At 26.9% G+C, this 20,924-nt stretch carries 18 protein-coding genes; 11 read left to right on the top strand and 7 right to left on the bottom strand.

Annotation, left to right across the window (positions count from 1 at the left end; translation table 4 throughout):
* Positions 1-45 precede the first annotated feature (45 nt).
* The 5 genes from ACR82Z_RS00365 to ACR82Z_RS00345 form a co-directional block, all read right to left on the bottom strand.
* Positions 46-993 carry an ABC transporter permease gene (locus tag ACR82Z_RS00365; protein ID WP_435129691.1) on the bottom strand — a complete coding sequence of 316 codons (948 nt, stop codon included), beginning with the start codon at positions 991-993 and terminating at the stop codon, positions 46-48.
* Positions 993-2,591 carry an ABC transporter permease gene (locus ACR82Z_RS00360; protein WP_435129688.1) on the bottom strand — a complete coding sequence of 533 codons (1,599 nt, stop codon included), beginning with the start codon at positions 2,589-2,591 and terminating at the stop codon, positions 993-995. The genes ACR82Z_RS00365 and ACR82Z_RS00360 overlap by 1 nt, the downstream gene beginning before the upstream one ends.
* Positions 2,584-4,821, bottom strand: a complete 2,238-nt coding sequence (locus ACR82Z_RS00355; protein ID WP_435129685.1) for an ATP-binding cassette domain-containing protein — start codon at positions 4,819-4,821, stop codon at positions 2,584-2,586. Before ACR82Z_RS00355 ends, ACR82Z_RS00360 begins: the two co-directional genes overlap by 8 nt.
* Positions 4,822-4,885: 64 nt before the next feature.
* Entirely contained in the window at positions 4,886-6,190 is a 1,305-nt protein-coding gene (locus tag ACR82Z_RS00350) for a BMP family ABC transporter substrate-binding protein (protein ID WP_435129683.1), read from the bottom strand.
* Between the two features lie 155 nt (positions 6,191-6,345).
* Positions 6,346-6,897 (bottom strand): inorganic diphosphatase, encoded by a 552-nt coding sequence (locus ACR82Z_RS00345; protein ID WP_435129680.1) that lies wholly within the window; start codon positions 6,895-6,897, stop codon positions 6,346-6,348.
* Positions 6,898-7,013: 116 nt separating this feature from the next.
* On the opposite strand from ACR82Z_RS00345, the gene ACR82Z_RS00340 reads away from it, so the two are divergent.
* The 4 genes from ACR82Z_RS00340 (at position 7,014) to ACR82Z_RS00325 (ending at position 10,605) form a co-directional block, all read left to right on the top strand.
* Positions 7,014-8,261 (top strand): hypothetical protein, encoded by a 1,248-nt coding sequence (locus ACR82Z_RS00340; protein WP_435129678.1) that lies wholly within the window; start codon positions 7,014-7,016, stop codon positions 8,259-8,261.
* 1 nt (position 8,262) lies between these two features.
* Complete coding sequence (locus ACR82Z_RS00335) at positions 8,263-9,411, top strand: DNA cytosine methyltransferase (protein ID WP_435129675.1); 1,149 nt, start codon at positions 8,263-8,265, stop codon at positions 9,409-9,411.
* Between the two features lie 393 nt (positions 9,412-9,804).
* Positions 9,805-10,149 carry an HNH endonuclease domain-containing protein gene (locus tag ACR82Z_RS00330; protein ID WP_435129672.1) on the top strand — a complete coding sequence of 115 codons (345 nt, stop codon included), beginning with the start codon at positions 9,805-9,807 and terminating at the stop codon, positions 10,147-10,149.
* 9 nt (positions 10,150-10,158) lie between these two features.
* The gene (locus ACR82Z_RS00325; protein WP_435130661.1) at positions 10,159-10,605 is read left to right on the top strand and encodes a nicotinamide mononucleotide transporter; all 447 of its coding nucleotides are present in this window, start codon (positions 10,159-10,161) and stop codon (positions 10,603-10,605) included.
* A gap of 43 nt (positions 10,606-10,648) precedes the next feature.
* On the opposite strand, the gene ACR82Z_RS00320 is transcribed toward ACR82Z_RS00325, so the two are convergent.
* On the bottom strand, positions 10,649-10,870 hold the full coding sequence (locus tag ACR82Z_RS00320; protein ID WP_435129670.1) for a hypothetical protein: 222 nt from the start codon (positions 10,868-10,870) through the stop codon (positions 10,649-10,651).
* Between ACR82Z_RS00320 and ACR82Z_RS00315 the strand changes: the two genes are divergently transcribed.
* Complete coding sequence (locus ACR82Z_RS00315) at positions 10,839-11,588, top strand: hypothetical protein (RefSeq protein WP_435129667.1); 750 nt, start codon at positions 10,839-10,841, stop codon at positions 11,586-11,588. The two genes, ACR82Z_RS00320 and ACR82Z_RS00315, sit on opposite strands and share 32 nt — an antisense overlap.
* Positions 11,589-12,134: 546 nt before the next feature.
* On the opposite strand, the gene ACR82Z_RS00310 is transcribed toward ACR82Z_RS00315, so the two are convergent.
* A complete protein-coding gene (locus ACR82Z_RS00310) occupies positions 12,135-12,779 on the bottom strand; it encodes a transposase (RefSeq protein ID WP_435129664.1) in 645 nt (214 codons plus the stop codon).
* A gap of 663 nt (positions 12,780-13,442) precedes the next feature.
* On the opposite strand from ACR82Z_RS00310, the gene ACR82Z_RS00305 reads away from it, so the two are divergent.
* The 6 genes from ACR82Z_RS00305 to ACR82Z_RS00280 all read left to right on the top strand — a co-directional run bounded on the left by ACR82Z_RS00305 (position 13,443) and on the right by ACR82Z_RS00280 (position 20,893).
* Entirely contained in the window at positions 13,443-13,844 is a 402-nt protein-coding gene (locus tag ACR82Z_RS00305; protein ID WP_435129661.1) for a hypothetical protein, read from the top strand.
* Positions 13,834-15,324: a site-specific DNA-methyltransferase gene (locus tag ACR82Z_RS00300; RefSeq protein ID WP_435130659.1), complete on the top strand. Its 1,491-nt coding sequence runs from the start codon at positions 13,834-13,836 to the stop codon at positions 15,322-15,324. Before ACR82Z_RS00305 ends, ACR82Z_RS00300 begins: the two co-directional genes overlap by 11 nt.
* A gap of 1 nt (position 15,325) precedes the next feature.
* Positions 15,326-16,987 (top strand): DEAD/DEAH box helicase family protein, encoded by a 1,662-nt coding sequence (locus ACR82Z_RS00295; protein ID WP_435129658.1) that lies wholly within the window; start codon positions 15,326-15,328, stop codon positions 16,985-16,987.
* 123 nt (positions 16,988-17,110) lie between these two features.
* Positions 17,111-18,292, top strand: a complete 1,182-nt coding sequence (locus ACR82Z_RS00290) for an IS256 family transposase (protein WP_435129655.1) — start codon at positions 17,111-17,113, stop codon at positions 18,290-18,292.
* A gap of 473 nt (positions 18,293-18,765) precedes the next feature.
* Positions 18,766-19,290: a hypothetical protein gene (locus tag ACR82Z_RS00285; protein WP_435129652.1), complete on the top strand. Its 525-nt coding sequence runs from the start codon at positions 18,766-18,768 to the stop codon at positions 19,288-19,290.
* A complete protein-coding gene (locus ACR82Z_RS00280) occupies positions 19,277-20,893 on the top strand; it encodes a site-specific DNA-methyltransferase (RefSeq protein ID WP_435129649.1) in 1,617 nt (538 codons plus the stop codon). The genes ACR82Z_RS00285 and ACR82Z_RS00280 overlap by 14 nt, the downstream gene beginning before the upstream one ends.
* Positions 20,894-20,924: the final 31 nt, after the last annotated feature.

The raw sequence follows: 20,924 nt of genomic DNA, 5'->3' as shown, positions 1-20,924 counted from the left end.
TTTTTAAATTGTGTTTTAGAAGAGCAGATGCTCTTTTTGTTTTGTTTATCGTTTTGATTTATCATACGGGATTCCTGCTGCTGCAGGTCCGTATGTATTGCGACTTGTAGCAACTAAGACTATTAAAGTTACAATATAAGGTAAGATTTGGAATAAGTCTTTATAACGACGGAATCCTTCCCCGAATGAAATTGCTCCATAAAATGAAATAGAAAGTAGAACCGAGAAGAATAGCGATACTATAATTGAAATCGATACTTTCCATCTTGAAGTTATCATAATTGCTAATGCGATGAAACCAAAACCAGAAACATCCTTAGTCAGTGAAAACTCGGTGAGTCGACTCGATTGAATGAAGATTGAACCGGCAACACCTGAAATTAAACCTACAATCATTAAACCTTGTCATTTCATACGATTAACATTAATTCCAGCTACATCTGCTGCTTGTGGATTTTCTCCTATCGCTCTAAATCTAAGTCCTCATTTTGTTTTACGCAATGCAAATCAGGCTAAGAATGTGATTACAACGGTTAAAACAACCTTTAGCGAAAGTATATTCCCATACTTGTTTTCGTTGGTATCCAATGCTAATTCAAACCTGTTTTTAAACTCTACATATTGTCCTGCATATACTTTTGAAGCAAGCAGGTAGACAATTAAAGCACCAATTCCACCAGCAAGTATATTAATTGCAAAACCTACAACTGTTTGGTCTGCTTTTAACTTTATAACAGCAAACCCGAATAGGAACGAAAGCAACAAAGTTGTAATTGAAGAAAGAAATACTAAAGGAATATTAGTTCAAACATTGTTTGTTTTAATTACTTCAGTAAATATTGTGCTATAAACAGCATATACAGAAGCACCAAATACCATAAATCCATTAATTGCAATATTAACTATCCCTGCACGTTCAGAGAAAATACCAGAAATTGTTCCTAATAACAAGATACAAAGAAAGAATGCACCATGACTAATAATAATTTCCATTATGCAACCTCCTCTTTGATTTTAAAGGTCTTAAAGTATTTATCTTTTATTTTCTTAATAAATGTTAAAAACAGTTCTTCTTGAAAATGTTTAAAATTGTTTTTTAACATTTTTGCTTCATTTTTATGTTTTCCAAGTAAGTCTCGATAAATATTTAATCCTGAAACTTCTTTTTGTGCATTATGTTGAAATTTAATTTTTGATAACTCATCATACATCTGCATCAGTTGTTCGTTGCTAAAGTCTTTTGAAGCAATAATCCTTTGGGCTACATTATTTTGGTAGTCTTTTTCGGTTTTAGCAAAAGCTCGTTTGAGTTTTTGACCTTCAAATCATTTGTTTACTAATTTAAAGCGATTCGGAACAAAAACACTAAATTTTTGTTGATAGTATTTTTTAAATTCTTTCCAGTACTCTTTATTCGTAATCAGATAACTTTGTTTAAACAATCACCGAAACGGTTTAAATTTATAAAAGATTAGTGACAGCGAAGCGATGAAGATAATAATTCCATAAATTAGCATAAAGAATTCTTCTCGAATTGCTTCGCTTCCTTGTGGAATAGCTTGAAAGAAAGTTTCTGATGTATATAGCAGTGAGTATAAAAATGCAGATAAAATGACTCCTATTGGGGAATTTAAAGCAATCAAGGCGATAGCAATCGAATCAAATCCGATGACTATTGGTGAATTTGATGCTTCTAAGGAATTACGTTGTAAGACTATGTAATAAAATCCCGCAAATCCTATGAATGCTCCCGACAATCCCATCACCATTACAGTCAGCATTTTTTCATTTATACCTACATATTTTGCATTGGTTTTATTTAAACCAACCATTTTGATTTTATAACCTATTGAAGTTTTTGCATAAATATATCAGATTAAAACTGCAAAAAAACCTAATAAAACTAGTCCTGCATAAATAAAGTTATATGTAACTGTTTCACTAATAAATATTTGTGTTGTTCCTTGGATTTGATCAAATCAAGGTTCTAACCCTGTTCCAAATGCACCGTTATCCTTTTTAAATAAATATTGTGCTAAGTAAGCGATAATTCAGTTAAAAAAGATGGTTGAAATTACTTCATGTACATTTAAATATGCTTTCAAAAGCCCTGATAAGGCACCCATAATAAATGCAACTATAATAAAGATAAATAGCATTATCACAAGGTATGAAACACTTATTTTATTAACGGGTGTTCTTGAAAGAATCAATACAGCAAAAAAGATAATTGCTGGTGTTGTCATCTGGTTTGCAGCACCAATATTGAACAATCCTGACTTAAATCCGATGGAAACACCTATTCCGGCAAAACCGAAGAAAATTAAATAAAGCAATAAATATTTTTGGTTTAATGAATCAAACGCAAAAGTAAATACATATGTTATAAATGTGAAAAGTCCTGTTTGCCGACCATTTTGCCCAGATCTTCCCAGAATCATATAGAAGACTGAAGCAATTAGTAAACCAAAAAATATAGCTCATAAAGATGAATAAATTTTTGTTCGAGTGTTCTTCTTTTCTTCAAACATAAAGAATCGTCGAGTTGATTCCATAAATGAAGCAAATTTACTATCTGCATATTTATGCATTTACACCTCCTTCTTTTTTATGTGCCATATATATACCAATTTCGGTTCTGGTTAAATCTTGTGCTTGTTTAACTGCCAATATTTCTCCACTGTTAATTACAGCAATTTTATCAGCAAGAGCAAGGACTTCATCAAGTTCATATGAAATTAACAAAATTGCCTTTCCGTTTTTCTTTTCTAATAAAATTTGTTCATGAATGTTTTTAATTGCTCCAACATCTAAACCACGGGTAGGTTGCACAATTAAAATAAAATCATGTGGAGTATTCATTTCACGACCAACAATAAATTTTTGTTGGTTTCCACCAGATAATTGTCTTGCTTGTGACAGACCACCTCTTGTCCCACGCACATCATATTTAGTTGTAATTAGGTTATTTTCTTTTTTAATCTTTGCATCTCTTAAGATACCAAATCTCACATATTCACTATCTCATAAACGTCTTAATATTGTATTATTTTTGATGTTATAATCTAAAACAAGTCCGTGTTTGTGTCTATCACTTGGTATAAATGTAACACCTAAACGTGAAATATTTTTTACTCCATAATCAGTAAGTGAAATATTTTCAGTAGTGTCTTTTTTAATCATAAATTTAGCCTGGTTTTGTTTAAATACAAAAAACATATATATAAGCAAACCGATTAAAAAGATACTACTAAAAACAATTATTAAACTTTGAAATACTAATGAAGTTGAACTTCTAATGATTAATGAAAAAATAAAATCAATTAATGCTATTAATGATAGTAAGCCTATAAGATGAGCGCTTAAAAGTTCGTGTTTTTTGTTTTTAAACTTTCCATAAATTGTTGAATATCAAAATGAATGTAAAACAATTAATCCGAATGCTATGAAACAAATAATCGATATCATTAATAAAACAATTAATGCTACAGTGTTATATTTAAATAACAATCCTGCAAATATTAAGCTGAAAAGAAACATTATTATCATACTTGAAAAAGATCAGGTTGCTAGTTTTTGAAATGGTAGTTTCATTTTATTTAACCCATTTAAATGGAACTTATTTATTACATGTTTGATTTGAATTCCAAGTATCAATTTAAAGAATATCCCTAATAATAATACAAATCCAAAAATGAATATGCCACCTAAAATTCTAAATGTAAATTGCTCAGATACTTGCTTCGGGACTGCTATTAATATAATTCCAACTATTAGCATCAATAAACTTAAAACTAATAATCCGATGTTTTTAAATTTATTTGTCTTTGCTATCTCTTTTACACGTTTTTGTGATAACTGAGTTTGTGCTAGTAAAATATCACCTGAAATCGGTTTTTTCATTCCACTAACAACATATTCTAAATCTAATTGTCCGTTCCCTTCAACTCCAGCAATTGCTAGTATTTCACCAGATTTAACATCTAATGAAACATTTTTAAGGGGCTTATCTCCTTGGGTTGAAACATTTTGAATGCTTAATACAACAGGATTTTTAGTGGTATCAGAATATTCATTTCTGGTGATTTCAACATCTCCTCCCACCATTCTTGAAGCCATTTCTTCTATTGACGCATCTTTAACAGCAAAGTCTCCAGTTACTTTTCCTAAACGCAGCACGGTAGCATTATCAGAAACTTCCTTTATTTCACCTAATTTATGTGAAATAAATAGAATTGTCTTTCCTTGACTACGAAATAGTTTAAATGTTTCTAACAATCCTTGAATTTCTTGGTCTGTTAAAACAGCAGTTGGTTCATCAAAAATTAAAATATCTGAATCACGATAAAGCATCTTCATAATTTCAACTTTTTGTTGAGTAGCAACTGTTTCAGTTCCTGTAACTTTGTTTAAATCAAAGTATAAATTAAATGATTCTTGAATGGCTTTTATTTTTTTTATTGCAGGTTTAAAATCAATGATTCGGGTGTGTTTGTTATTATCTTCACTACCTAAAACGATGTTTTCTAGATTTGTATATACATCTACTAATTTAAAGTGTTGATGCACCATACCGATTCCAAGGCGATTTGCTTCATTTGGTCCATCTATTGAAACTTCTTTATCATTAACTTTAATAATTCCTTTATCGGGTTCGTAAAGTCCAAATAAAATAGACATTAAAGTACTTTTTCCGGCTCCGTTTTCTCCTATTAAGGCATGAATCGTACCTTTTTTAACTTTAAATGAAATATTTTGATTTGCTTTTATTTCACCAAAGGATTTGCAAATATCAATAAATTCTATTGCGTGTTTTTCCATTTTACTCCTTTAATGACATAATGATAGAAAACACATCAATTATGATGTGTTTTGATAAAACTAATTATTTGTTTACTTCTTCAACAAGTGCATTAATTAAATTAGCTAATTGATCATCTGTATATGCTGTTCCATCAGTAGTTGCTTTATTTGAATCGATAAATGTTTTTTGATCAGCTGTTAATGAATTAAATTTGGTTTCTGCTGCTGTTATAGCTTCATTCATTTTTTCTCTTTTTGTGGTATTTTTTAATGAAGATGGAGCTAAACCAACTCAACCTTCAGCAAAGTCGCCTTTTACACTGTTTTTGTCGCCAAATACAGGTTTCTTAGTATCACCAAATGCTTTTTCTAAAATTGAATCATAAACAGCCTGAGCCATATTTTTAAGCACTGATGTTAAGAATCTATCAGGTGCAGAAAGTGATTTACCTTGGTCAACATCCACTCCTACAATATATGTAGATTGGTTATTTTGATTAAGTTTATCTAATGTTGCTTTTGTAGCAGGTCCAGCTACTGGATAAATTAATACTGGGTTAGAAGCTAATGCAGATGTTATAACTGGGTCCATTTGTGGTCCAGGTTGGAACCCTGAATCTAATCTAACTGCTTCATGAGTTACTTTCTTGCTTGGGTTTTCTTTGTTTCATTCTAAAATACCTTTTAGATATCCAGTAATATAATCTGTTACACCGTGAAATGCTCCACCACCAAATGATGAAAGTTTTTTATCAGTTTCGTTTTCTGCAACATATTTAGCTAATGCATAACCAGCCATTCATGATGCTTCGTTTACATTAAAGTTAATATTATAAATATCAGGATAATTAAGTTCAGTTGGATTTAATGCAAAATCCACATTAAATATTTTTACTCCTTTTTGTTTTAATGCAGCATTATTTTGTTGAATAAAGTTTTTAATGTGATCAATATGGGTAAATCCTGAAAGAACTCAAATTTTTGCTCCCGATGTTAAAGCAGCTCTATATGAATCGTCATATTTACCTTCTCTTGGTTCAACTGATTTTACTTCAAGTTGATTTTTTTCATCTTTTCTTGTTTGATCTAAAATGGTTAATGCCGCTTCTCATTGTGATTGGTTAAATGATTTATCAGTTACATGTCCTGTGTCAGTAATAACATATATTTTAGTTCCTACCATACTATCTGGTAATGTAAATGTGTTATCTTTAGTAATTGTAGCAACACGTTCATTTGGATTAATGTAATTGCTTGGATTAGGAATATCAAGAACTTCTTTTTTTGGTGTTTGAGTCTTTGTTCCACATGATGCTGCAATCAATGCAGTTGTAGCAGCAATCGGTGTTCCAAACCCGATTAAAAATTTCTTAAATTTTTTTGTCATATTATTTTAAATCTCCTATTTATATATGTATAAATTTTATAGAATTTTTCAGTTTTTAATTGTATTTAACTATGATATAAACAAATTTCTTGTTTCAAAATTGCAAAATTATGAAAATAAAATCATTTTTATATTAAATAAGCGAATAAACTTATTTATTTATATTTATCAGGATGTTCTTTTTGCATCTTTTTGATAAATTCTTTTTTATCCATTTGTCCATATTTTTGCATTAACTCAATGCATTCTTGGTATTCTGATAATGCTCAATCAACATCTTCAAATCCAGAAATCTCAGTAATATTAGGTCTTTTTCAGTTTTTATATGTTGAAAAGAATGTTTTTACAGTATCTAAAAATGGTGCCGGCAAATTTTTTAAGGTTTTTATGTTATCTAAACGATAATCATCAGCATGTACAGCAATTAGCTTTGTATCGGTTTCTCCATCATCAATCATTTTCATCGCTCCAATAATGCGAGCTTTCAACGAAACACCAGGAATAAATGTCTCAGGTGAATATAATAATACATCTAATTCATCTCCATCTCAATCTAGAGCATCTGGAACAAATCCATAATTGCATGGATAAACAAAATCACCACGTAAAATTCGATCAACTTCTAGTTGCTTGGTTTTTCGATTAAATTCATATTTTATGGGAGAGTTCTTTTGAATCTCTATTTTTACATTAATTATATTTTTCATATTTATATTATATATAAAACCTTTAAATACTTTATATCCTGTTTTATCTTTTTAATATTTACAAAAATGCATTGAAATGTTAATATAAAAGTATAATTTAATCAACTTATTGGAGAATGATGAATCTAAAAAGTGAACAATTAAATATTGATAATTCTGTTTGTATTGATTTGGATCAAATATTAAGTTATGATGAAAAATTTCAGTTGCTTAACTATTTGCTAGATAACAAAATAAAGATAGAAAAATGTAATAAAAATGCTAAATTTTTCAAATATTCCAGTTTAAATAACACAGACATTTTTCTTCTTATTGTTAATATAACTTACTTAGGTGGTAATGGACAACATCCTATTTATAAAAAGAGAATTCAACTAAAATCTTGGTATAAAGATGTGATAAATACGAACAAAAATACCTTTATTCTTGGTATATACAAATATAATACAAACATTATGTTCGTTTCCTTTGATACACAAACTTATATAAACAAGAAAATGAATAATTCATCTGCGCATGTATATATAAATGATTTAAGTCAGGGGTTAATGTATGGAATATTTGAAAAATATGATAAAAACAACAATAAAATAACTGTAATCAGAAGCGATAAAATTAAAGATTATTTGGACAAACAAATAAATAATAATCCATCATTAATAAATCAAATAAATTTATTTAATCTTTCTTTAAAATGAAATATACAAATTAAAGGTATTGATGCATATAAACAGATGTTTTGTGCAAACTTTAAAAACACATTTCAAGCAGAATGAAGTGGTTGATATTTAGAATATTTGTTTGAAAAATTCATTAAAGATAATAAGATATATAATATTGTTTATACTAATTCAGAAAACATAAATAAAAAAGAATTTTTGGATTTTGATTTATATTTTAAAAATGATGATTTTTATGGTGATTTAAAATCAAGCGATGAAAAAAACATACAAATTATTGGAAATGATATAGAACACATCAATGATGCTTTAATAAAACACAATAAATTATGATACCTAATTTATGAACATAGTTCATTAAAAGATAAAGATAGTAACACAAATTATCAAACTACTCGGTTTTGAAACAATTTAAAACAACATAGAAATATCAAACAAATTGATGATTTTATCTCCAAACAACAAGATATTTCTTCATTAAGTTATATCAACAGAATGAAACATTCTATAAAGTTTAAGAAGATGTATATTCTAGAAGTAAATAAGATAAATATCAAATATGTGTTCAACTTATTTAAACAAGGTAAACAACCTGATGGTAGTTTAAGAAAACCTAAATATTCAATCAATAAAAATGCTATAGATAACTTTATTATATATTCATTTGATGTAGAAAGGAAATAAAATGAAATTTGTCGATTTGTTTGCTGGTATCGGTGGTTTTCATCAAGCGATGAAAATTGTTGATAAGGATTCAATTTGTGTTCTTGCATCTGAAATAGATAAAGAATGTGTTGCTGCTTATTATGATAATTACCATCTTGATTCGAATCTAGATGTTGTTAATATAAAAGTGGATTCGATTCCACAACACGATATTTTATTCGCTGGATTTCCTTGTCAGGCTTTCTCAAAAGCAGGTAAACAAGAAGGTTTAAACGATACAAGAGGTACCTTGTTTTTCCAAATTGAAAGAATTTTAAAACATACTAAAACAAAATACATCTTATTAGAAAATGTTCGTAATCTTATTAGTCACGATGGTGGTAGGACATGAAAAATTATTCAAGAAAATCTATATAAATTAGGTTATAGATTAACTAAAAATCCTCTCATACTAAGCCCGCACCAATTTGGCATCCCGCAAATTCGCGAACGTGTCTATATACTAGGTAAATATGACCCAAAAAACAAAGATGTTCCTTTAAATATCTCATTTCATAATTTAATAAAAAAAGATGCAAATTCTGTTAATGATATTTTGGATAAAAATATTGATAATTCAAAATATCATATTAGTGAATATGATGAAGAAGTACTAAATTTTTGAAATGATTTTTATTTAAATATAAATCAAAAAGTTATTGGTTTTCCTGTTTATATTGAATATTTAAATAACAACGATGTCGATCCATTATTTCCGAAATGAAAACAAGATATTATTAGAAAAAATCAAAAACTATATAATCAAAACAAAGATTTTATCGACAAATGAATATCAAAAGATATTTCACACTTTAGGAAAACTCATCAAAAATTTGAATGACAAGCAGGGGATAAAATCAACAACATCTGAGATGGAATCATTCAATTTCGTCCTTCTGGTATAAGGGTTAAAAAACCTGATGTATTCCCTGCATTAGTTGCAATGGTACACATTCCGATAATAGGTAAATACAAAAGAAGACTAACACCAAGAGAATGTGCAAGATTACAAAGTTTTCCAGAAAGTTTTAAATTACATCAAAATGATCAAAAAGCATATAAACAATTAGGAAATAGCATAAATGTTACAGTGGTTTCAGAACTTATTAAGAAACTTTTAAAGCAGTAAATAAACGTTAAAAACATAAATTATTTTGAAAATGCACAAGACTTACAAACTGCTATTTTAATGCACAAATAGCAATTATGAAAATATATGAAACGAATTACAAAATTTAGCACTCAAATGCTTGAGTTGCTTTGTTTTTTTTTTTTTTTTTTGTAGAATAAAAAAGTATAAAGCTTATTATGCAAAAAAATTTTTAATTATAAATAGGAGGTTTTATGCCTGGAAACAAAGGAAATAACAGACCAGATAACGATCCAAATCGTGCTGGGTGATCATCAAAAACCGGAAATCCTTCTGGTGGTGGTCGTGGTAACAACAACCCTAAAAAATAAATAGTTTATTTTTATAAGCTTTATACATTCGAATATTTAAACATTTCACAAAGGAGATATTATGACGACAAAAGCAGAAAAATTATGAAGATTACAATTTGGTGATAGTAATACAGGAAAAGATTATGCAGGATCTATTGTTCATTTTGATGAATATGGTAAAAAATCAAACTTTGGATGAAATATCGAACATATTACACCGGAATCATTAGGTGGAACCGATGCATATACAAATCTTACAGTTGCTAATGTGAATAACAATTCATTAAGAGCAGATCGTACTTCATGAAATTTAAACGGAACTAATTTTCAAGTTAAAAAGGTTGATGGTTACAGCAGCAGTGGAATTTATGACATTTCAAATCCACATCAACCAAAACTTCTTACAAAAAGTCACAAATTTTAATAGAGGTTTATAATAACTAGAAGATTAAAATACGAAATCTTATTATTAACTATCATTTCTGCATTATTAATTTTTCTTTCTTTATATGATTTAGATTCACTATTTTGAATTTGAGAAAAGGATATTGATACTTGGAAAAAGGTAGTTAATATTTTTGTTGCTTTTTCTGGATTATTGGGTGTTTTCTCAATTATTTTGTTTGCTAAAAGAAAGAAAATCGCTTATATTTTAGCGATTGCTAATGCAATTTTATATCTTTTCTTTTCTTTTACAAATGGATTAGTTATAGATGGATTTGTCCAAATTCTTTATATCCTTATTTTGTTTTATATTTATATAAAACAAATACTGATTCATAAGCACAATAAAAGGATTAGGGAACTAAGACTATCATCATATGCAGCGATATTATTCTTTATAATCTTTGTAGTGATTTCAACATCATTTTACTTTTAAACCCATACACCAATGATTTTATTAGTAAATTGCTTAGGATAAACTACATCGAATTTAGTTCTAATTTTAAGTATAAAACATCAGCATCTGCAAACCTTGCTATATTTAATGCAATATCTATTATCGCATTGATTATGATGGCATTTGGATTTCGATCAAATTGAATAATTTGATGTTTTAAAAACATCTTCTGTTTTGTTTTCTTCTCTGGTATTGGTTTTTTAAGTTGAACCTTGATATTTATTAACTTTATATATTTATCCATATCTATATATTTATACTTTATCACATCAAAAGAATCAAGATTATCAATTGCTTTTGTCGGTATGGGTGCAAGTGGAAAATCCAGTATTATCAATAATCTCAGAGAATTTTTAAATCAAAATAACATCCAAATTATTGATGAAAGACTAAAAGATGAAAAGATTTTCATAGATTATATGAATGATATGAAGAAAAATGGATATAGAACTCAAAAAATATTCTTTAAAGATCGATATATACAAATCAAGCAGATGCAAAATTTCAATAAATCCTTAATAGATAGACATATGATAGATGATTTCTTGTTCCCAAAATGTTTAATTAAGATAAATTATTTTACTAAATGACAAAAATTTGCTTGAAACTACTTCTATCATCCTTGATATAAGTTTTTGCTTTCTTTGGAACCAAAAATTGATTTAGTCTTTGTAGTTTTAAAAGATATAGACTTTATATGAAAAAATCGCTTATATGCAAGCAAAAACCACCAATTACAAACAGAACGAGATCGCAGAAAGATTGAATTGAAGAACAAAGAGTTTTTTAAAGTTGTAAATATTGAGTATTTAAATAATAGGCAACTAGGTAAATTACTTTCAAAGAATTTAAAAATTTACTCTAAAGAACATCATACATTTATAAATATTGAAAAAGATATAGCATCATCAAAAATTAAACAAATAATCGAATCAAAATTAAAAGAAAATTTTAAATTATAATAAAATTTATTGGCTATTTATGTTTTAAATGTGTGTTTTTAAATAATTTTAAATGTTTTTGTTAAAAAACTAAAAAACAACTTATTATTTAATTTAAATTCTTATTTTTTGTTATATTTTAAGAATCCAAAAAATCTTTTTGTCTTATTTTTACCTGCTTGTTAAAAATTTATTTAAAGTTATCATCATTGAATAATGATTTCCTTTGTTTATTCTTGTTCACTTTACCCAATTTATATACTTATCTAAATTTTTACTTGAAACTCCGTTATATACATTTTCAATTAATTCTTTAATCTTGCGATGAAAATTATTAACATTTTGTATATGTAATTTTTCCCTTACACTTTTTGTTTTATCTGAATTTTCTTTATAAACAAAAGATTTTTTCTTAGAAGCACCAACAATATAATGAGATGCACCTATCTTATTTATAAAAGGTTTATATGATGTTTCCCCATCAGTTATAAATTTTGCAGATTCAGGATTTTTAACTTTGTATTTAAAAGCAAAATATAGTTTTTCTGCAGAAGGTTTTACCTTTTCCTAAATAAGAAATTGCGATTCCCCATTTCTATCAACCATAGTAGAAACACAATCTAAATCACTATTTATACCTCTTTTTGAGTTATAGTATAAAGATTTTCCACGTTTTCTTGCTGCTCTACCTATTCCGTTCTTGTGTCTACCTTTTTTACATCAAGAAAATATATTTCGTCAAGTTCTGATTATTCCACTACTGACATCTGATTCTTTTTGCTTAGATTTAATAAAATCTAATAATTTATGTCTTCAAACAAAGCTTGTTTTTAAATTAATTCCACAAATCGCTGCAGTTTCTTTAAGTGTTAATTTCTTTAAATGACACTCAAGAAACATTTGATATTTAAGCTGATGTGTTTTTCTTAGCCTTTCAAAAACTGTTCCAGTGCAATTACTAAAAGTTTTCTTACAATCTAAACATTCTATAACGAGGCGATGTTGTTTGTTGAACCGTGCTTGTGTATCTTTACAGTATCCACATCTATGACAATATTTAGGTTTTTCTATTGTTATATCTTTACTATTATTTCATGAAGTAATATAAGATGCTAATACTTCTTTAACATCATTCGGAAGGTCAGTAAATGACTTTATTCATGAATTTGTCATTAATTTTAGTTGTTTGAGTTTTTCATCTTTTGTTGACATTACTAAATTATACATTATTTTCAAATAAAACACATTTAAAACATATATAGCCAATTTATTTCATAAGTCAAACCTTTGATTTTCAAAGGTTTGCTTTTCATATTTTTTTCATAAATATTTTATGTTTTCTTATGAATTCCTTTTTTTGTAATATAGATTTGATTCTTTTGCAAAGAATTTGTTTATTATAAGGAAAGAAGGGATTATGAGAATTGCAGGATATTGAAGAAGATGAGGAAGTCGTTTTATAAACGGTTTACTAGTTACGGTAACCATTGGAATTATGGGAATAGTTTTTCTAATTAATTTTATACAAGGTAAACCTAATTTAGGAATTAATGCTGTTAACATTACATATAGTCATGGAAGTGGCGAATGTTAAAATTATGACTTTTTAGAGCTATATGAAGAATGCTTATTTTTACATTTATCATAGACTTTTTTACTATTATAATGAAAAAAGGAACATTTCCTGAAAAGTGAGCAGATAACTATATAGTTATTAGAGATTAATTTTCCATATATAATACCTTTGATTTATTCAACGGTATTTATTTTTATATTTTTCTTTCCTTTTCTCTGTATGAATTTCTTTTTAGTTTAAATATAGTAAAGTTTTTGAGATCATAGTAAAATATTTACATAATATATGTAAGGAGAATCATGACAAAAACCAAAACAAAGTTAACTGCTAAAGAAACTAAATCTTTAGAAACACTAAAAAAACAATATAAACAAATTATCGATGATCTTTCACCAACAGAATTTAATAAAGATCAAAAAGATCTTGCTAAAGAAATTATTGATAATTGCACAAATCCAAATAACATACAATATATTTTTCAATTTATTGCTCAGAGAGTAAAAATAGGTTTTACCTTTGATGCAGCACCCGAAAGCAATAGCAAAACTATTGCTATCTTAAGAAAAGATGATAAATTATCATTTAATTTTGATAATAAACCTACAAAAAATCAAAACACCTTAATCATAGGTGAAAACTATGATGCATTAAAGAATCTAATACTCATAGAGAGAGAGAGAGAGAGCGGGTTTAGATTATAAATATGATGTAATTTACATCGATCCTCCTTATAATACCGAAAGATCTGCATCAGATGGAAATAATATTGCAGATGATACTGAAAACAAGAAAAACAAAACTTTAATTTACCGTGATAAATATACTAGAAACGGTTGATTAAATATGATGAATGAACGACTTCGTATGACAAGAGAACTTCTCAAAGATGATGGAGTTATTTTTGTTTCAATCGATGATAACCAACAAGCATATTTGAAAATTTTAATGGATGAAATTTTTGGTGAAAATAATTTTGTAGCATCATGTATATGAGTAAATAACTTTGGAGGAAGAAGTGATAAAAATAACGTTGCTTCTTGTCATGAATATATACATATTTATGCTAAAAACATAGACAATTTAAGTTTTAAAAAAGTCGGGATTCAAGAAAATACAAACAAATGAAAATTTAACGAAAAATTAAATTTATATGAAAAAGAATTATATCCATTGCAAAAAGGTGGTGGAGCAGAAACATTAAATGAAAGACCAAATATGGGTTATATTATTTGATGAAACAAAGAAACAAATGAGTTTATTATTGATAATGATGGTATAAAAAATAAGGTAAGCGATAAAACATCAAGTAGTGATTTTAACTTTATATATGACTTTAATACACCAAAACGAAAAACTCTTTTAGAATCGGGATTTATACATATCACTCCCGCTATAAAAAAGAATAAGAACAAGTTAGGCCGTTGAAGGGTTGGACTAGATAAAGTTCAATTACTTATAAAAGAAAATAAATTAAAGGTTAAAACAACTAAAGATTCGAACATTGTTTATGAATATGAACATTCTGAATTTATTCCGAATAAAAGTTATCAAAAATTTAAATCAGTTATTGCTAACTTTTCGTTTAATGAACTTTTAGATGATTTATATTGAGATAAAAGCATTTTTTCATCAATAGATTCGTCAGGTGGAACAACAGAATTCACAAATATTATAAAACCAGCAGATGGAATGTTTAATAATCCAAAACCAGTAAATATTATTAAATTATTAATAAATTTACATCCCAATATAAACCTTAGAATTTTAGACTTCTACGCCGGTTCTGGAACAACCGGTCATGCTACTTTACAACTAAATCGCGAAGATGGTGGTAACAGGACTTTCACACTTGTTACAAATAATGAAAACAACATTGGTAGAGATATAAACTATGAAAGGTTAAGAAGAATAAATACGAGAACTAATTTAAATAAGAATGAATATAATCTCACTTGATACAAAAACAACGATCCATATAATTCTAATTTAAATGTATATTGACTTGATAATGATGCTTATATTGATATAAGCTTATCCTCAAACATTACTGTTAAAGAAATAGAAGAAAAATGAAAAAACCTAATTAAAAATTTCGGTGTACAAGAAACTAATTTTGATAAAGATGATTTACTTACTGAACTTTTAACCTTAAAACCTTTAATTAAGGATGGTAAAAATTAGTATGAAACTCATAAAACCACAAGAAAAAGTAGTAAAACAACTTTGTAGAGAAGCACAAGGTCATCTTAAATCCATAAATATAAATGATGAAAATCCTCAAGGTAAAACAGTATATTTTAAAGCACCTACTGGTTCTGGTAAAACCTTTATGATGCTAAATTTCATTCACCAAATGATTAAATGACATAACAAAACTCTTAAAAAAGACAAAATAATCTTCATTGTTACAACTTTATCAGTTGCCAAACTACCAGAACAACTAGAAAATAATTTTAATGAATATAAAAGGTATTTAAAAGGTTCGGATATTTTAGTCGAACGTATTGAATCTCCTTCAAATAAGAAAAATTATTCTAAAGAAACCAACTATCGGTTTTTTGCTGCTAATAATAAAGTTTTTATAATTGGTTCTTCTTCATATAGCAAAAATACTATTTTAAAAGAACAAAACGCTATCGAAAGTTTAATTAGTCAAATTAAAAAAGAAAAATATAAATTAATCTACATCCGCGATGAAGCACATATTGGTTCTGATGTTGATAAATCTAAAGGAAACGGAAAAACTGAACAAGCAAACTTAGATAAGTTTGAAAATTTAATGCAATCAAATGCTCATTTTACTGTTAAGATGACTGCTACTCCAAAAGATTATAAAAATCTGATTGAACTAACTGAAAAACAATTAATGGAAGCAGATATTAAGTTATTAAAAATACATAGGATTTTTAATAAAGGACTAAATGACATCAAAGATGATATCGATCTAGAAACAATTTTAGATATTGCATGTAAAGAATTTAAACAAATTAAAGCAAGATATAATGATGCAAAAAAAGAGCCAGATTTAGTTGGTATTAATGCTGCGATGCTTATACAGGTTGATAACAGCAGTAATACAGACCTAAATAAAAAAGAAGAATTTAGTAAAAATTTAAATAAAATTAAAGAAATTTTAAATAAATATAATTTAAAATATGTTCAATATTTTGATGATGATATTAATGAAAAACAACTTCGGACTAAAGATGGATATTCACTTAAAGATATTTCTAAAAATTCAGATAATACTGATGTAATTATCTTTAAAATCGGTGGTTCAACTGGTTGAAATATCCCAAGAGCTTGTATGTTGGTACAACTGCGTAATATTTCGTCTAGCACCTTACCAATTCAAACTATTGGAAGAATTAAACGAAATCCTGTACCTAAAAAGAAGCAAAATCTAGATTCGGAAGCACTTAAATACTATATTTATAGTAATATTGACTATGAAAAAAGAGAAGCAATAAAGTTATATCTTAAAGATGAGTATAATAGCGAGAAATTTGTTATAGGTCGATTGAGAAACTTTGATATTGTTAAACAAAAAAATCAATCAGAATATGAAGCAAAAATCAAAGAAAAAATTGATGAATTTAATAATATTACTATAGATACATTTATAACTATAAAAGAAGAAATTATCAACGAATACAAAAACAAAGGATATATTGTTGCACAAACAGAAAAATATGGAAATAAAGTAATCAACAGTGAAATTATAGAAAATAAAATTGATATGGAACAATATAATCTATTGCAAATTGATAAAAATAGTAATTATTTAACAGATGCTATTATTAAGGAAATTGATGCTTTTTATCAAAAAGTAGATGATTTTTAGGGACCTTAAAAAAAGTTGTGTATTCATAACTGAGTTATCTTCACAAAAAAAGATTTTTAAAAAATATTAAAAAAGAGTGAAACTCCTTTAAAATTGTATGTGAAATAAAACAAAGGAGAACACATGACAGATATTATATCAAAAAATTTGTTAATTTCAGAAAAGATTAATGAAATAAAAGAAAATGGGTTTAAATTCGTAGCAGAATTTTCAAGAGATATCATTACTAATATAATGAATGCAATCTTAAAAGAAGAGTTTGATGAGAACTTAAAATTTGAATTTGAAAATTCTAAATATGAAAAAGAAAAATACACGAAATGGTTATTATACAAGAAGCGACTAGATACACCTATTGGAAAAGCATTGCTAAATGTTCCAAGAGATAGAGCAGGAAGAATTAAAAGTAAATTATTTACCAGATATAGTCGAAGAAGTGATGATCTTACTCAGATGATAATGTCCTTTTGCAAACTAGGTGGTTCTTATAAAGAAATCACTGATTTCATTGAGAATTCTACAGACATAAAAATGTCAAGACAAACAATTTCTAATATCTTTACTACTACAAAGGAAAAGGTAGATGAATTCCAAAATAGAAAGTCTACCAAAGAAATTTCAAGCAATTTTTCTTGATTCTACTTACTTTTCCATCAAAACGAGGAAGTTATGCAAAGGAAGTCTATAAATATCGTTATGGGAATTGACGAAAATGGTTATAAGCAAGTGCTAAACTTTGAAATTTGTCCAAATGAAAACAAAGGAATTTTTAGAGAATTATTACTAAAAATCAAGGAACAAGGTGTAGAAGAAGTTGAAATTTTTGTCTTTGACGGTTTACCTGGTTTAGAAAATGTTGTAAATGAAATTTTTCCAAAATCTAAGACTCAAAGATGTCTTATACACATTCAAAGAAATATTGTGTCTAAAGTAAGGGTTTCTGATCGTAAAGAAATTTCTAATGATTTTATGTTGATTGCAAAACGAAGTAATATAACTTGAAGCACAAAAAGAACTAGAAAACTTTGTATCAAAATGAACTATAAAAGGTTACAAAAAGAAGTCTCATATCTTTTGCAAATGCAAAATTTATTAACATTTTTTGATTTTCCACCTGAAAAGCGTAAATCTATTTATACAACAAATCCAATCGAATCCTTAAACTCGAATATGAAATTGATTTTAAAAAGAAAAGTTTCATTTCCTAATATGGAAAGTTTATCACTGCTTTTAGCACATATTTTTGATAACTGAAATATTGACAGAAGTTTTAGAGCAACAAACGGATTTAGAAATATTGGTTAAACTTCGATTTGGTATTGAAAAACCTGCAAAATATAAAGCAAAAGAACAAAAGATTACTTTTGTTCGCTTTATTTTGCGGGTTTTTCAAAAAAATTTTTAAATTTTTCTGATAAGATGCTATTATATATACTACTTACCTTTTTATAGGATATAACTTAGATTTTATTAAAATACACAAGAATTTTTATAATGTCGATTTTTATAAAAACAGCAAAAATGAAAATCAAAACGAAACATCTAATAAATATAAAAAATCAGTCCAATTTTTTGACAAAACTATATACTGATATATTTTTATCAAAAAGTATTTAAATATACTCATAGAAATTTATAAAGAACTAAATAAGAAAACTGTAGATGAAGGAAAAATTGAATTCTTTTTTCTTGAAGATAAAATACTACCTACGGAAATTTCTGTATTTGTTGATAAGCAAAAAAGCGAATGTACTAATTGTGTTAAAGTATCCGAAAATATGAAATATGCATACACAAATTATGATAAAGAAATAAATATATACCTTGATTCTTATCCGGAAACTGTTTTTGCAAATGAAATTAAAAATTTAATCAATTATAACAATGATATGGATGGTAACTTAAAAATATGAACTAAAAACCCAGTATTCGAAGGGATTAACATCGAATACTATGATTCAGAACTTAAAAAAGGTTCAAGTTATCCAGATTTTATATTGAAGTATAAAAATCATTTTGTATATATAGAAGTTAAATCTGAAAACGATATCAATTCTCAAAAGACCGATGACATTCTCAAAGCATATAAAAAATATATAGAAAACTATAAAACAAGCACAAATATAAACTTAACTCTTTTAATAGCAAAAATTGATAAAGATAAAAATATTTCATTCTCTGGGGATTCAACATTAGAAAGTGTAAGAATAATTCTTCAAAATCAAAGTGTTAAACTCAAACAGATAATTAAATCAATATCAGAAAATAATCTTGTTTCACAGGAGAATAATGAACAAAACTAGTGTAAAGAAATCTAAATTACAAAAGAATTTAGATGAACTAAAGAAACAAGAAAAAGCTAGAATTGATGAACTTTCTTCAACTGAATTTAACCAAGACCAAAAAGAAATTGCTAAAGAAATTATTGATAATATTACTAATCCAAATAGAGTGCAATATATCTCACAATTTATTATTCAAAGAGTAAAAATGGGTTTTACCTTCGATGCAGCACCTGAGTCAGATAGTAAAACTATTGCTATTTTAAGAAAAGATGATCAATTATCATTTAATTTTGATAATAAACAACCAAAAGATCAAAATACCTTAATCATAGGTGAAAACTATGATGCATTAAAGAATCTCATATTAATTGAAAGATATAGACAAAGAAACGGATTAGATTTTAATTACGATGTAATTTATATCGATCCCCCTTATAATACCGAAAGTTCCTTAAAAGATGGAAATAAATTAGCAAATGATAAAGAAAACATTGCAGCAAAATCATTTAGTTACCGTGATAAATTCACACAAAATGGTTGACTAAATATGATGAATGAAAGGTTACAACTAGCAAGAGCGCTGTTAAAGGATGATGGGGTTATTTTTGTTTCAATTGATAACAATGAACAAGCATATTTAAAGGTTTTAATGGATGAAATATTTGGAGAAGGGAATTTTGTTGATTCTTTGGTATGAAAATCTGTAAATAGTGTTCTAAAACAATCAAAACTTATAAGAAATGATCACGAATATATTCTTTTATATGCAAAGAAAATATCCGAGGTTGTATTCTTAAGACAGAAAAATACAATGAATTTTCAAAATCCCGATAATGACCCAAAAGGAAACTGATTCAGTAGCAATGCAGCCAGTCCTAATCAAAATAGTGATAGAAATAAATTCCCTATTTCTCTTCCTGGTGGCAAAGAATGCATTAGAAATTGAAAATTTTCATATGATGATTATAAAAATGGTACTGTTTCGTTATATTTTAATGGAAACAATGTTCCAAGATTAAAAATTTATGAATCTGAATACAATATAAATTCAAAAGTTCAATCAAGTATATTTGAAAACCTTGGTTCTTTGACCAGTGCAAAAAGAGAAATAGAATCAATTTTAGATAAAAACTCAAAATTTCAAACACCAAAACCAACTACATTAATTAAACATATTCTAAAATTACTTAACAAAAACTCCCGTGTTTTAGACTTCTACGCCGGTTCTGGAACAACAGGTCATGCTGTATTAGAACTAAATCGTGAAGATGGTGGAAACAGAACATTTACTCTTGTTACAAATAATGAAAATAATATAGGTATCGATGTAAATTATAAAAGATTAAGAAGAATTAATACAAATACAGATCTAAATGGTAATGAAATTAATTGTAAGTGATATCAAAAAAATGAATCTTATAATTCTAATTTAAATGTCTACTGACTTAACGAAAAAGAAGATTATATCAATATAGGATTAGAATCATCAAACAATGTTAAAGATTTAAAAGAAAAATGACTAAGTCTTATTAAGAACTTTGGTATAGATAATTCTAAATTTGATTATGATGAACTACTAACTGAATTATTAACCTTAAAACCTTATAAAAAGAATGACTAGAATCGGTGTACTAATAATTAAAATACAAGAA

Source organism: Mycoplasma sp. 6243, assembly GCF_051200785.1.
In the GTDB taxonomy this organism is placed as follows: Bacteria; Bacillota_I; Bacilli_A; order Mycoplasmatales; family Metamycoplasmataceae; genus Mycoplasmopsis.
Note: the sequence above shows the minus strand (reverse complement) of the source record. Positions and strands in the feature narration are given on the sequence as shown.